Here is a 14659-nt window from a genome sequence, read left to right as displayed (position 1 = left end):
TCGATTCTTTAACGCGCTTCAAGGCAAGTTGAAATTACTGCAACGAAGATTAAAGCACAAGAAAAAGGGTTCTAGTCATTGGCTGAAACTCCAGAAAAAGATAGCTAGAATTCATCAAAAAATTAACGATACCCGAAAAGATTGGCATTTCAAACTAGCCGATTATCTTTGCGACCAAGCGGGAGCGATATTTGTTGAAGAGATTAACTTTAAAGCTTGGGCAAAAGGGCTGTTTGTCAAACATACGCTTGATGCTGCTTACGGACAGTTTTTTAATATTTTGTCCTATGTTTGTTGGAAGCGAGATGTATTATTTTTAAAGGTCGATAAAGACTATACAAGTCAAATTTGCCCTAACTGCGGAACGCATACAGGTAAAAAAGACTTAAGTGAAAGAATTCATCGCTGCGATAACTGCGGTTATATAACCAACAGAGACGTGGCAGCAGCTCAAGTAATCAGAGATCGGGGAATCCTCGCTGTCGGACAGCCAGTGGGGTTGCAAATTGCTTCTCTTGGCGTACTGTCGGGGACGGGCATTCGTCTAGATAAGTGGCTGTGAGAGAAGAATCCTCGCCGTTCTACGGCGATGGAGTGTCAAATCAGTGGCGACCGATATCAGCGGACGCAAAAATGCAGAAGCAGCGCTGTGCGACAGGGAAGAAGAGTTACAGTTGGTGATGGAGGCAACCGAAGATGCAATCTGGGATTGGGATATTGTCAATCACACTTGCTTTTGGTCTATGGGAGTGTACCAGATGCTTGGTTTGTCGCCGACTGAGTTTGAGGAAAACGCTTGCGAGTCGATCTATCAACGAATACACCCAGAAGACCAACAGCGATTTGCTGAGTGCGTACAAAATCATCTAGAGTTTAACACCCCCTACGCCATCGAGGTGCGAATCCAACGAGGTGATGGCAGTTACGGTTGGTTTCTCTCCCAAGGTAAAGCCGTGCCCGCCAACACCGGACACCCGATTCCCATGGTGGGGTCGATGATCGATATTACAGCGCGCAAACAGACCGAGGAAAAACTGCGAAAAAGCGAAAATTTTCTCGCCGCCGCGCAAAGGATTGCCCATATTGGGAATTGGGAGTTTGATATTGCCAATCAAAAAATTACTTGGTCGCAAGAGCTATTTCGCATTTACGGTCTTGACCCCAAACAAGGGGAAAGCAGCTATGAAGAACTGATCGATCTGTATCATCGCGACGAAGGAGAAAAATTCCGGCGTTTGGTGAAAAGGGCGATCGCAACGGGAAAACCCTACGAAAGCGAACTCAAAATTGTGCTACCGGATAACTCAGTCCGATACATTGAAGCGAGAGTAGAAGCGGTTTTAGATGGGGAAGGACAAGTTAAAAGCTTGTTTGGCACCGTACAAGATATCAGCGGACGCAAAGTTGCCCTTGCAGCGTTGCGGGACAGCGAAGAAAGGTTCCGCCAGTTAGCAGAGCATATCCGAGAAATTTTTTACTTGCAAGATGTCATCGAGGGTCGGATGCTCTATATCAGTCCTGCTTACGAACAAGTCTGGGGACGACCTTGTGCCGAACTTTATGCCAACCTGAATGTCTGGATCGACAGCGTTGTCAGTGAGGATCGCGATCGCGTCAAAAAAGTGTTTTTAATTGATGAGTGGAACACCAGCCAAATCGAAGCAGAATACCGCATTCAACGTCCTGATGGCACGATTCGCCAGATCAGAGTGCGGGCATTTCCGGTTTACAATGACCGAGGAATTGTGTATCGTGTGGCTGGCATAGCCGAAGATATTACAGAGCGCAAGCATGGGGAAGCAGTAGAGCGACAATTAATCGAGTATTTGCGCCAGCAAGCAGAACTGCAACGACTTGTAGGAACCATCACCCAGCGCATCCGCCAGTCTTTAAATTTGGATGAAATTCTCAATACCACCGTGGCAGAAGTCAGACAATTTCTCCAAACCGACCGGGTAATTATTTATCGCTTTGAACCAGACTGGAGCGGTACTGTGGTTGTAGAATCTGTAGACCCGGTTTGGGTCAGCATATTGGGCAGAAGAATAAAAGATACCTGTCTGGGTGCGGCAGAATATATCGAACCTTACACAAAAGGTCGCGTTGGCGCGCTAACAGATATATACTCGGCGGGGATCGATCGCTGTTATGTCAATTTACTCCAAAGTTTCCAAGTCAAAGCAAACTTGGTTGTACCGATACTGCAAGGGGAAAGTTTGTGGGGTTTGCTGGTGGCGCAGCATTGTGCTAACCCGCGTCAGTGGCAAGTGCTAGAAATCGATTTACTTCAACAACTGGCGATGAGTGTGGGAATTGCGATTCAGCAGTCGGAACTTTATCAGCAACTGCAACGACAGGCGAGTCTGGATGGGTTAACCCAACTAGCCAACCGTCGCCGGTTTGACGAATATCTTAATATTGAGTGGCTGCGGCACAAACGCGAGCAACTACCGCTATCTTTGATTTTGTTTGATGCGGATTATTTCAAACTTTACAACGATACCTACGGTCATTTGGCAGGAGATGATTGCTTGCGGCAAATGGCAGTTGCGATCGCATCTGTTGGCAGGCGTCCGGCAGATTTAGTCGCTCACTACGGCGGGGAAGAATTTGCTGTTGTTCTACCCAATACCGACGCCAAGGGTGCGATGCACGTGGCAAGTACAATTCGGCAAGCAGTACGACAATTGGCAATTCCTCATAGCAGGTCGAGTGTGAGCGATCGCGTTACAGTCAGTCTGGGGGTTGCTAGCGTTGTGCCGACAAAAACATTATCGTCCCAAGATTTACTTAACGCCGCCGATCGAGCGCTTTATACTGCCAAACAACAAGGACGCGATCGCTATTGTCTATTTCCAGTTACTGGGGAGTGCAACTTTTAATATCGTGTCCGGCAAATAGCCCTTAATTAAAACTCTCCCCCTCTCCCCCTCTCCCCCTCCCCGCGTCAGTCCTCACTAAGGGTATTCCAGCGCACCGATATCTTCTGCGCCGTCCGTAAAATCTGCCCTGCTAAAATAGCCGCACCAAAACCATTATCAATATTTACCACCCCCACCCCACTAGCACAAGAGTTGAGCATTGTCAATAGGGGGGCGAGGCCGCCGAAACTAGCACCATAACCGATACTGGTGGGAACCGCAATTACCGGACAATCTGCCAAACCGGCAACGACGCTGGGTAGGGCGCCTTCCATTCCCGCAACGACGATTAACACGTTGGCAGAGGCAATCACGTGGCGGTTTGCCAGCAAGCGGTGAATTCCGGCAACCCCCACATCCCAGAGACGCTGTACCCGAAAACCGGATAACTCTGCCGTCACCGCCGCTTCTTCGGCGACGGGTAAATCCGCAGTCCCCGCCGAGAGGATACCGATATTGCCTGGGTACTGGGGTTCTAAGGCAGCGGGGACGGTAGCGCAAATGCGGGCAGTGGGGTAGTAGTAAAGTTGGGGTAATTTTTCCTGAACTTGGAGGTAGACATCCGGTTCAATTCGGGTTGCCATTACCACAGGATGACGCTGGCGCATCGTCTGAAAAATTTGAGCAATTTGATCGGGTGTTTTACCGGGACCCCAAATTGCTTCTGGGAATCCGGTACGCAAGGCGCGGTGATTGTCAATTTTGGCAAAATCGCCGACAGGTTCAATGGCGAAATGCTTGAGCTTTTCTAATGCCACATCTGGGGTAACTTTACCAGCGGCAACAGCTTCTAGGAGAGATTGGAGGGCTTGAGGTTGGGACATTCCTTTATTTTGTCACTTTGGAGTGCAATCGCTGTTTTTCCTGCTATATTTTTTCACTGGCTTGAGCTGGGATTACACTGGGAAAAAATGGCATCTTAATTCCCATGACTGTACAACCGATCTCGCGTTACGTCACGCGGAACCCAGAAATTTTACAAGGCGAACCGATTATTGCAGGGACGAGAACCTCGGTTCGTGCCATCGTCGGGTTGTGGCGTTTAGCTGTATCTGCGGCAGAAATCCCGACGCACTTACCCCATCTGACATTGGCTCAAGTTTTCGATGCACTGAGCTTTTATTTGGACAATCAGGAAGAAATTAATACCTATATTGAACGCAATCGGATTCCTGAAGACTTGGTGCATCCGTCCGTTGCAGCAATTTGTTAGGCTTCGCTTTCCCATAATATTTCTGTTAGTATCCCATCCAAATCGCGGCTAAAATTCCATGTTTCGGGAAACTCGGTTTCGGGATATTCTTCCCGCACTTCCTCAAGCGCTTCTTGATAAACCTCATCAAATTCTGCCAGCAAACGATTCCCTAAGCTGGGAGACTTTTTCAGCAGGCGCTTCAGATCGTTGCGCTGTGTACGAATCGTGACTTGCCAATCTCGAAAAAAATCGGGCAGAAGCACGTAGCACCGTTTAAGAATGTGAGCTAAAATCGTTTTCAGACGGCTTTCTACCTCGTGCTTTTGCGAGATTCCCAAAGCTTCAATCTCCTCAACCAAATTGTCCCAATCCAAATTCTCAACGTCCCGCGCTTTTAACCGCGCTATTGTATCTTCGATCCATAATGCAAAATCCCGTTCGTATAGCGGTGCTTGAGTAGTCTTCGATACCATTACTTTTTCACCAATTCTTGTACGCTAATTGGTAATAGGTAATAGGTAATTGGTCTTTCCTATTACCTATTACCCATTACCCATTACCCAATCTATTTCGTTACTTGCAATTCATACAAGTTCCAGAATGCGCCGCCGAGGGCGGAGTATCTCACGCCTTGGATGCGATCGCTTACCGCCTGCAAGTCCAATCGTTCCACCAGGTGTATAAACGGCAACTGTTCGGCAGCAATGCGCTGATATTGGTGATAAATTTCTATCCGTTTTTTCTCATCTAATTCTTGCGCCCCTTGCTTATAAAGACGGTCAATTTCTTTTTCCCAGTCAGAAACTTCCCAGCCAATTAAAGGTTGAGAACCGGGTTGTGGTCCCTGATTAAATGCGTGAGAAGATCCCTTAACTGACCAAATATTGCTAGCACTGTGAGGATCGATTCCGCCGCCACCAAATCCGCCCAGATAACAATGCCAATCCTGGGTTTCTTTCAGTTTTTGTAGATAAGCGTTGAAGCTGAGAATTTGCAAATCAACTTGCATCCCAATCTTCGCCAGATCGCGCTTAATTTGGGCAGCCATATCGCCCCTGGTTTTCCTTTCCGAATTCGTTAACAGCGTGAATCGAACTGGGTTGCCATCTTTATCTAATAGCTGATTCTCCGAATTATATTTAAATCCAGCTTGTAACAGCAATTGCTTTGATTTCTCCTGGTCGTAATTGTATACTCTTAACCCTTTTTCTGGCGGCAGGAAGAAGGGAGTTTTGACGTAAACAAACGAATTTTGCAATTCTCCCAGTCCCCGAAACACATTGACTTTCATTGTTTCGCGGTCAATTGCATAAGCAACTGCTTGCCTAAATTCTTTGGTATTGAACCAGCGAGACTTGATTGGATCTACTAAAGGCTGTCCTTTAGCATTTTTGGCTTTATTCAGATTGAAAGCAATAAAAGTTGTACTCGTATCTGGCCCACCATTATATATTTTAAAACCCGCTCGCTTTTCCTCGCGCTTCAATAACTGAAAAGCCTCTGGAGCCACTTCTAAATTATCTAACTGTCCCGCACGAAAACTGACTACCTGGTTATCGGTCGATTCAATAATTTGCCAAACAATTCGCTCGATATAAGGTTGAGGATTGCCTTGAGCATCCTGGCGCCAATAATATGGATTGCGACGGAATATGACTCGCTGACTGGGGGTGTAACTTTCCATCACATAGTAGCCATTCCCGACAACTTCTTTCGGGTCGCTTCCAGTTCCCCAAGTTGAAATAAATTTGGGATTACCATTATTATCGATGCTGCGGGCGGCGTCTTTTAAAGCATGAGCTGGCATAATGGGAATGCCACCTACATATCTCAAAAAAGGTGCAAAAGGTTCGGGTACGGTAAATTCAATTCTGCGGTTGTCTATTTTTTTGACGCTGGGTAAAGCACCACTTTCGCCAATTGCCAAAACATCTCTTACCGAAGTGGGAATTTTGGTGTTAAAGTAAATTTCGTTGTAAGTAAAGATGACATCATCAGCAGTCATTGGCTGACCATCTGACCACTTTAGCCCTTCACGCAGGGTAACGACTATGCGCTTTTTATCTTCTGAAACTTCCCAAGATTCGGCTAAATTGGGTTCGAGTTTGGAGGTGAAGGGATTTTCGGTAAATAAACCATCGTAAATAAAGCCAAAAACGCTGTAGGCAGATTCATTGAGTGCGTAGTTAAAAGTAGAAGGTTCGCTGAGGGATGCAACAACAATTTGCGGTACTTTAGCCGCTTCTGCTTTAAACTGGGATGGGTTGCACGATGTGAGAGCAACAGCGCACACTCCCGCCACCATCACCGCCATCCAACGTCGCCAAGTTTTGCCAACAATAGTTACAATTTTCATAATTTTTACTGTACCGACATTTACTGCGATTGTAGCCAACCCAGGAAATCCCCGGTGCGGCTGAAATAATTTTCTACACCAGCATTCCGCAAAGCTTCTCGCACTTCCAACGTGCCAAAGTCTTTGGTATTGCTGCTGAGAAATACTTTAACTTCAGATGGATGCAACCCTGCGTGACCCAGAATGCAATGTAAAATTAAGTTATCTGTCCGGTCATCAATCAAAACTCTATCCAAACTTTCCTGAAGTATACCAGCCGTTAATGCAATCAAATCTGCCTTGCTTGCTATTTGCTTAAGTGCTTGAGTTAGCCGCAACTCAGTATCATCCATTAAACTTTCATTTTCATCACGAGCTTGGCTTAAGAGTAAGTTAAGAGCTTGAGCATGAGGTGAAACAAGGTTTCGTTTTGACTCATTAATTTGAATGTCCAGTTCTTGGTTAAAACGTTTGCGAGCTTTTTTATCTTGTTCTAAAGCCGCTAAAGCCTCCAGACAGCAAATACTGGGTATTGCTATCTGAACTGATGGCGGCGGATTTTGTAGCAAAGTATCGGCTTGAGGGTCGCGTCCTGTGGCAATACTCATCAGAAAGTTTGTTTCAATGTAGAATATCAAGCCGTATCTCCACATCAGATTGTGTTGAACCATCTTTGAGCAACGGCAATAAACCAATTGCTTCGATTAGCTCTAAAGCTGGGGGTGTTTCCGACTTCCAATGATATACCAAATCATCTATCCAAGATTTAGTCATTCCTACTAGATAAGAAGCACTCAAAGAAGAACGTGACTTCTGCTTGCTCTCAATATCCGGGGCATAGCGACTTAGCACATCAATTACTTTAAGCGTACAAATTGGTTCTGCTACATTATCGCTGTACCAAGCAAAAATCAGGATGTCTTCTTTATCCAGCAGGATCATAAAAGGAATTACACCTCTGGCTGCTTTGAAGTAACCAACATATTCGGTGATAAACAGCGGTCTTAACTTCTGTCCGTGGGCTTGAATTAACACAACAATTCTTTCTTCTGCGTCGAGGGCGACGCCATGAGCATAAATTCGCAGTGCTTCTTCCCATTTTCTGGTTTTTATCGACTTAGTTTCCCCATTTTCTGGTGATGGGGAATGTAGAACGATACGAAATATCGTTCTTTGGTATCTTTCAATTAAGGATTCAGTCATTTTGAATGCCCGGATTAAGGATTAAACTTTATTCCTTTTTTTCTAGCAAGACTACGGCGTAGGCGGCTATTCCTTCTTCTTGTCCAACGGCGTCTAATTTTTCGTTGGTAGTTGCTTTAACGCCGATTTGGTCTGGTTCTAAGTTTAAAACCCTGGCGAGGCGCGATCGCATCTCCCCTATATGCGGTTTCAGTTTCGGACGTTCCGCCACCACGACGGAATCAATATTACTCACTCGCCAACCTTTCTCCTGCACTAACCCATATACCTGCTTTAACAACTCTAGGCTATCCGCCCCCGCCCATTTTGGCTCTGTTGGAGGAAAATAATGTCCGATATCGCCCAAACTCAACGCCCCCAGCATCGCATCCATGATGGCGTGAGTTAAGACATCGGCGTCGCTATGTCCCAACAGTCCCATTTCGTGGGGAATATTCACCCCGCCTAAAATTAAAGGACGACCCGTAACCAATCTGTGAATATCGTAGCCGTTGCCAATTCTGAGAGACATAGTGGTTGTAAAATCCTGAATCTTGCCCTTCCGTATTTTACGAGCGATCGCTCTCCCTTGGCTGGCTTCTGCCAATAGTTTTGTAGGGTGCGTTAAGCGGAAAGCTAACGCACCCTACTTAATCGCAAAGATTAGGGTTCAAACCAATTACCAATTACCCATTACCAATTACCCATTATGCAATTGGCATCAAACTCGCGTACTCGGTCAACATTTCATCGTAAGTTAAACTTTCGGTTTCAACTTGAGGAGTCCAAAGCAATTCAAACTTAGACAAATATTCCGGAGGAGTAGCGGCAATTCGCTCCAGCGCTTGCTTTAACTCATTGGTAGAATAGACATTACCAAACAGAGGGCGATCGTCTTCGGTTCCAATTAACAGCGTCACCACAATATACGAACCAGGTTCGCTATCTGAATTTGAATCATGCTGATTTTGACGAACTTTACCATTGACATTTGTGAGAGTTTCGCCGCTAAACTTACCCCGTTCTTCAATCGAAAACTTGTTAAAAATTGCCTCAGCTTCGTCGCGACTGCGGACGGTTTTGGAAGTTGCCGATACGTGAGTCCAGTTTTCTGGTGTTCTCAACAGTGCCAAAGCCGATTCTTGCAATAATTCGGATAAGCCTTCTGGAGTGTCAGTAGCGATATTTAAACTCAATTGTGAAAGCTGAGTTTGAATCGAACGTGCTTGCGCCAGCAATCCGACTTGGATTTTACTGATGGTGACGATATTGTTATCAAGTTCGCGATTGCCGGTATTGATATAAGTCTCAGTTGTACCGGCACTGATAGCTTTCTGCTTAGATATGGCAATGGCGTAAGCGATCGCAGCCACGAGAATTGCTAAAATGATGACCAAAACAATCAGAGAAATCGGGGAATAATAGTAGCCGCCATAGCTATATCTTGGCCCAACATAGATAGTTGTGCCTCCAGATGAGTAACCCCCACCACCATAATTGGAATCCGAACCACTACTGCGACTGGGAGAACTCCTCGAACGGGAAGGTGCAGATCTAAACGAACCGCCGCCGCTGCGTCCTCCTCCCCTTCTCGCTTGTGCTTGGGTACCGATGTTTAGCGTTAGTTGATTGGTAGTCGGCGTTAATTGTATATCTACCGCGTTGACCAAGAGAAACGAAACAGCGGCAGCACATAAAAGCTGTAACTTTGACTTGGGTTTCATGAGGATTATTTGGCGACTTTGCTATGATTTCCTTCTTTATTCTTGCCGCTTGATCCATCCAATTACCCAAATCTTGCAAGAAAGTTAACAATAATCTCAGAATCCCGGTTTCTCTAGTTAGGATTGATTCATTAGAGAAACCAAAGATACTTAGCTTTTCTTTCCCTAGTCCCTAGTCCCTAGTCCCTAGCTATACTCGCCGCCTGTTTCCCGCAACCATTTTTCATACAAATCGGGACGCCTTGCTTTTGTTCGTTCGATTTGCTGCTGGAATCGCCACCGGGCAATCTCGCCGTGGTTCCCCGACAGCAAGACATCGGGAACTCGTAACCCGCGAAACTCTGGGGGACGGGTGTACTGGGGATAGTCCAACAGTGTCGCCTCGAAACTCTCTGCTTTGAGAGATTCTTCCTTACCAACGGTACCCGGACGCAATCTCACAACCCCGTTAATCAGTGCTAGTGCGGGAATTTCGCCGCAAGTTAGGACAAAATCGCCTAAAGATACCTCGCGGGTGACTAAATCCAGCACTCGCTCATCTACGCCTTCGTAATGTCCGCAAATCACCACCAGTTGGTCGTAATTGGTGGCTAATTCTTTGAGTAGACCTTGATTCAGGGTTTGACCTTGGGGCGTCATCAGGATAACGTCGCGTCTGGGTAAGACGGGTAGCGACTCTATGGCAGCAAAAATAGGTTCTGGTTTCATCAGCATCCCGACGCCGCCGCCGTAGGGTTCGTCATCTACGCGGCGATGCTTATCTGTAGCAAAATCTCTGGGATTGACTAGATTAACTTGAGCTATCTGTTTTTCGAGAGCTTTTCCCAGTAACCCCGAACTCAGGGGAGAGGCGAAAAAATCTGGAAATAGAGTTATAACATCAAATCGCACGGGCTTTTAGTTGAAATTGAGTTGGCAAATCTTGAGAAAAACTAAAACATTCCTGATGTTAACAGGGATGGGTCAAATCGTTTAACACTCACGACTCTAGAGAGACGGTGATTCTTGGTGCAATGACTCACCGTTACAAGACAGGTTTAGACCAATCGCCCAAAAGGCTAATCTCCTAGAGCGTAAAATACTCTTTAGTGATTGCTTTCGTCTCGCGGGCTCGCTCCTACTCTTTTGACACGGGGTTTTCGCGGTAGACTCTATAATTAACCTTGCACCAAATTTTGTGCCCGTCGCTGGATAGAGATTATGCCCAAAGAGAGATGGAAACGCCATTAATAATTGCTTCATGAGATATCTAATAAGCTAAAATTATGTGTTAACCGTCACGCTCATAAGCCAAAACCCAGCCCCGCTTGTAAGGGGGGTCCAGGGGGGATCGCCACCAGAGAGAAGCAACACAATGCAACAGTTAGAATTGCAAGCCTTGGAAACCAGAAAACCCCAATCGACCAAAACCGCCATCATGGTGATTGGCGGCGCTGAAGATAAAGTTCACGGACGGGAGATCTTGCACACTTTTTTTTACCGTGCCGGATCGACTGATGCTCAAATCGCGATTATACCATCGGCAAGTCGAGAACCCGCGATAATTGGCGAACGGTATCGCGGCATCTTTAATGAGATGGGTGCTAAGCGAATTGAAGTGCTGGATATACGCGATCGCGATCAGTGCGAAGATGCGGCAATCCACGAATACCTAGAGGTGTGTACGGGGGTATTCCTCACCGGCGGCGATCAACTGCGCCTGTGCGGACTGCTTGCGGATACCGTATTGATGGAAAAATTGCGCCTGCGCGTCCAGATGGGTCAAATTACCCTGGCGGGAACCAGCGCCGGGGCAGCCGTCATGGGTCACCATATGATAGCAGGGGGCGGTAGCGGCGAATGTCCCAACCGTTCTTTAGTCGATATGGCAACGGGGCTTGGTATTATACCAGAAGTGGTGGTAGATCAGCACTTTCACAACCGCAACCGCATGGCGAGATTGATGAGCGCGATCGCCGCCCATCCGGACCGTCTGGGTATCGGCATCGATGAAGATACCTGTGCCTTGTTCGAGCAAGATGGTATCCTGCAAGTGGTGGGCAAAGGGACGGTAACCATCGTCGATCCGGGGGAAGTGTCCTACACCAACCAGCCTTTGATCGGCGCCACCGACCCGATTAGCATTCACAATTTACGAGTACATATTCTCAGCTATGGTCAGCGCTACGACCTGCACCAGCGTGCAATTATTCCTACAGGCTGAAGCAGATTGCGCTCCCCGACACAAATATAGTGAGATAGCATAGGAGGTTTGAGAGCGCTAGATGTTGGCCTTCTATGGTTTTCTCGATAGAGTATTTTTGCCATGCGCTGCCACGAGTCTTGCGTTTTTAAACCCCAATTTCACCGGAAAAATGTTCGTAATGAACAGTTTTATGAGGATGCCAGGTGTAAATATATAGGGTTCTCCTCAATCCTTGCTTGTCGCCAACAGATCCCCGGACTATTACTATGAAAATTCTGAAAATCCAGACGTTACGCGGTCCTAACTATTGGAGTATTCGACGCCACAAACTGGTGGTCATGCGTCTTGATTTGGAGGATTTGGCAGACAAGCCATCAGATCGCATCCCCGGCTTTTACGAAGGCTTGCTGCGGGTGCTACCCTCTTTGGAAGATCATTTCTGCGCCCCTGGGTGTCGGGGCGGTTTCCTTCAGCGAGTGCGGGAGGGAACTTATATGGGGCACATTGTGGAACATGTCGCCCTCGAACTGCAAACCCTCGCAGGTATGAATGTAGGCTTCGGACGCACGCGGGAAACCGCTACCTCAGGCATTTACCAAGTGGTAATCGAGTACCTGGAGGAACAAGCAGGGCGCTATGCAGCCCGGGCAGCGGTGCGGTTGTGCCAGAGTATCGTCAATACCGGCAGCTATCCTGAAGCAGAATTAGCCCAAGATTTGCAAGACCTCAAGGAAATGTGTTCGGATTCAGCCTTGGGTCCTTCAACAGAAACTATTGTTAAAGAAGCAGAAGCGCGGGGAATTCCCTGGCGCTATTTAAATGCCCGCGCCTTGGTGCAATTCGGCTATGGAATTTACAGCAAGCGCATCCAGGCTACTTTGAGCGAGTATACCGGGATTTTGGGCGTCGAGTTGGCTTGCGATAAAGAAAGCACGAAACAAGTTTTGCGCGATGGGGGAGTGCCAGTACCGCGCGGCACGGTTGTATATTACCTGGATGATTTGCCAGATGCGATCGCAGATATCGGCGGCTACCCCATCGTGATCAAACCCCTCGACGGTCACCACGGCAAGGGCATCACCCTCAACATCAATTCTTGGGAACAAGCAGAAGCTGCCTACGACGCTGCTAAAGGCGAATCCAAAGGCGTCATTGTAGAACGCTACTACACCGGACGCGACCACCGAGTACTCGTAGTAAATGGCAAGGTCGTCGCCGTCGCGGAACGAGTCCCCGCCCACGTCGTCGGCAATGGCAAATTAACCATATCAGAATTAATTGAAGAAACCAATCGCGACCCCAGGCGCGGCACGGGACACGAAAACGTCCTGACAAAAATCGAACTCGACCGCACTTCCTGGGATCTATTAAAAGAACAAGAATATACCCTCGATACAGTGCTGGAATCGGGTGAAATTTGTTACTTGAAAGCCACCGCAAACCTCAGTACCGGAGGCATCGCCGTAGACCGCACCGACGATATCCATCCGGAAAATATCTGGATCGCCCAACGAGTTGCCAAAATCATCGGACTTGACATTGCAGGCATTGATGTGGTAACGGCGGATATCAGCCAACCCTTGCGCGAAACCGGAGGCGTCATCGTTGAAGTCAACGCCGCCCCTGGATTCCGGATGCACGTTTCTCCCAGCGAAGGGCTACCCCGCAACGTCGCCGCCCCAGTTCTGGATATGTTATTCCCCCCCGGAACCCCCAGTCGCATTCCGATTTTGGCGGTAACGGGGACGAATGGTAAAACTACCACTACCCGATTGCTGGCGCATATTTACAAGCAAACCGGGTTAACCGTTGGCTACACCACCACCGACGGCACTTATATCGGCGATTATTTAGTCGAAAAAGGCGATAATACTGGCCCCCAAAGCGCCCAAATGCTACTGCACGACCCCACTGTAGAAGTAGCAGTCCTGGAAGCAGCGCGGGGCGGTATCCTGCGGTCGGGGTTGGGTTTTGATGCCTCGGACGTAGGGGTGGTTTTGAACGTGGCGGCAGATCACCTGGGAATTGGCGATATCGATACCCTAGATCAATTAGCCAATCTCAAGAGTGTGGTAGCGGAAGCAGTTCTACCCAAAGGCTACGCCGTCCTCAACGCCGATGACCCCTTAGTCGTGGAAATGGCAAAGCGGACAAAGGCGCAAATCGCTTACTTTTCCATGAACCCAGAAAATGAAATCGTTAAAGCTCATACCCAGCAAAGCGGCGTCGCGGCAGTGTATGAAAACGGCTATTTGTCGATATTAAAGGGCGATTGGACGCTGCGAATCGAACAAGCAATCAACGTACCCCTGACAATGGGAGGCAAAGCGCCGTTTATGATTGCCAATGCCTTGGCGGCTTCCTTGGCGGCGTTTGTCCAAGGCGTCGGAATAGATTATATCCGCAAGGGCTTGACAACATTCCGCGCTTCTGCTAGCCAAACGCCGGGACGGATGAATTTGTTTAATTTAGGCAACTATCACGCTTTGGTGGATTATGCCCACAATCCGGCGAGTTACGAGGCTTTGGGCAATTTTATCCGGAATTGGCCAGGGGAAAGGATTGGCGTGGTAGGTGGACCAGGAGATCGCCGCGATGAAGATTTTGTCACGTTGGGTAAACTTTCGGCAAATATCTTCGACCGGATTATTGTCAAGGAAGATGACGATACCAGGGGACGCGATCGCGGTGCAGCAGCTGAGTTAATTATCCAAGGAATTGGGCAAGCGAAGCCAGATTGTCGCTACGAATCGATTCTAGATGAAACGACGGCGATTAATACAGCTTTAGATAGCGCCACTCCCAATAGTTTGGTGGTGATTTTACCCGAAACCGTATCTCGCGCCATTAAATTAATCGAAGCGCGTCGTCCCATTCCAGAACAAGTACAGCAAGTCAATGGGGTGGAAGTTACTAACAGTGTAAAATCTTCGCTGGCTAATCAGATTTAAGCGATTTAGAAGCTTGGAGGATAGGGGAGGTATTAGCCTCCCCTATTTTGTTTTGGGGGTAAATTATTTGTAGTTGAATTCTGCTAGGACTTACGCAAAGAAACCCGGTTTCTCAGAGAGGTTGCTTTTCTCGTCGTGCGTAAGTCCTGTCTGCGTTATCGACGAC

At 47.6% G+C, this 14659-nt stretch carries 13 protein-coding genes; 5 read left to right on the top strand and 8 right to left on the bottom strand.

Going from position 1 to position 14659, the window contains the following annotated elements:
• Together ACE1CM_RS36655 and ACE1CM_RS36650 are read left to right on the top strand one after the other, a co-directional pair.
• Nucleotides 1–562, top strand: a 562-nt coding sequence (locus ACE1CM_RS36655) for an RNA-guided endonuclease InsQ/TnpB family protein (protein ID WP_374883860.1), incomplete at its 5' end; no start/stop codon positions are given.
• Between the two features lie 43 nt (nt 563–605).
• Nucleotides 606–2882, top strand: coding sequence for a PAS domain-containing protein (locus ACE1CM_RS36650; protein ID WP_374883859.1), 2277 nt, complete (start codon nt 606–608; stop codon nt 2880–2882).
• Between the two features lie 65 nt (nt 2883–2947).
• Here the strand turns inward: ACE1CM_RS36650 and larB are convergent, their stop codons facing one another.
• Nucleotides 2948–3745 (bottom strand): nickel pincer cofactor biosynthesis protein LarB, encoded by a 798-nt coding sequence (gene larB / locus ACE1CM_RS36645; protein WP_374883858.1) that lies wholly within the window; start codon nt 3743–3745, stop codon nt 2948–2950.
• Nucleotides 3746–3849: 104 nt separating this feature from the next.
• Between larB and ACE1CM_RS36640 the strand changes: the two genes are divergently transcribed.
• On the top strand, nt 3850–4134 hold the full coding sequence (locus tag ACE1CM_RS36640) for a DUF433 domain-containing protein (RefSeq protein ID WP_374883857.1): 285 nt from the start codon (nt 3850–3852) through the stop codon (nt 4132–4134).
• Here the strand turns inward: ACE1CM_RS36640 and ACE1CM_RS36635 are convergent.
• The 7 genes from ACE1CM_RS36635 to trmD all read right to left on the bottom strand — a co-directional run bounded on the left by ACE1CM_RS36635 (nt 4131) and on the right by trmD (nt 10248).
• Complete coding sequence (locus ACE1CM_RS36635; RefSeq protein WP_374883856.1) at nt 4131–4589, bottom strand: DUF29 domain-containing protein; 459 nt, start codon at nt 4587–4589, stop codon at nt 4131–4133. The genes ACE1CM_RS36640 and ACE1CM_RS36635 overlap by 4 nt on opposite strands.
• 92 nt (nt 4590–4681) lie before the next feature.
• A complete protein-coding gene (locus ACE1CM_RS36630) occupies nt 4682–6472 on the bottom strand; it encodes an ABC transporter substrate-binding protein (RefSeq protein ID WP_374883855.1) in 1791 nt (596 codons plus the stop codon).
• Between the two features lie 20 nt (nt 6473–6492).
• A complete protein-coding gene (locus ACE1CM_RS36625) occupies nt 6493–7089 on the bottom strand; it encodes a PIN domain-containing protein (RefSeq protein ID WP_374883854.1) in 597 nt (198 codons plus the stop codon).
• Nucleotides 7073–7654, bottom strand: coding sequence for a hypothetical protein (locus ACE1CM_RS36620; RefSeq protein ID WP_226574733.1), 582 nt, complete (start codon nt 7652–7654; stop codon nt 7073–7075). The genes ACE1CM_RS36625 and ACE1CM_RS36620 overlap by 17 nt, the downstream gene beginning before the upstream one ends.
• 28 nt (nt 7655–7682) lie before the next feature.
• Entirely contained in the window at nt 7683–8165 is a 483-nt protein-coding gene (gene ispF / locus ACE1CM_RS36615; protein ID WP_374883862.1) for a 2-C-methyl-D-erythritol 2,4-cyclodiphosphate synthase, read from the bottom strand.
• Nucleotides 8166–8340: 175 nt separating this feature from the next.
• Entirely contained in the window at nt 8341–9357 is a 1017-nt protein-coding gene (locus ACE1CM_RS36610; RefSeq protein ID WP_374883853.1) for a DUF1517 domain-containing protein, read from the bottom strand.
• Between the two features lie 186 nt (nt 9358–9543).
• Entirely contained in the window at nt 9544–10248 is a 705-nt protein-coding gene (gene trmD / locus ACE1CM_RS36605) for a tRNA (guanosine(37)-N1)-methyltransferase TrmD (RefSeq protein ID WP_374883852.1), read from the bottom strand.
• Nucleotides 10249–10711: 463 nt separating this feature from the next.
• On the opposite strand from trmD, the gene ACE1CM_RS36600 reads away from it, so the two are divergent.
• Together ACE1CM_RS36600 and cphA are read left to right on the top strand one after the other, a co-directional pair.
• Nucleotides 10712–11560: a cyanophycinase gene (locus ACE1CM_RS36600; protein ID WP_374883851.1), complete on the top strand. Its 849-nt coding sequence runs from the start codon at nt 10712–10714 to the stop codon at nt 11558–11560.
• 248 nt (nt 11561–11808) lie between these two features.
• A complete protein-coding gene (gene cphA, locus ACE1CM_RS36595; protein WP_374883850.1) occupies nt 11809–14493 on the top strand; it encodes a cyanophycin synthetase in 2685 nt (894 codons plus the stop codon).
• The last annotated feature ends 166 nt before the right edge of the window (nt 14494–14659 follow it).

Origin of the sequence: Microseira sp. BLCC-F43, from assembly GCF_041929235.1 — a bacterium.
In the GTDB taxonomy this organism is placed as follows: domain Bacteria; phylum Cyanobacteriota; class Cyanobacteriia; order Cyanobacteriales; family Aerosakkonemataceae; genus Microseira.
Note: the sequence above shows the minus strand (reverse complement) of the source record. Positions and strands in the feature narration are given on the sequence as shown.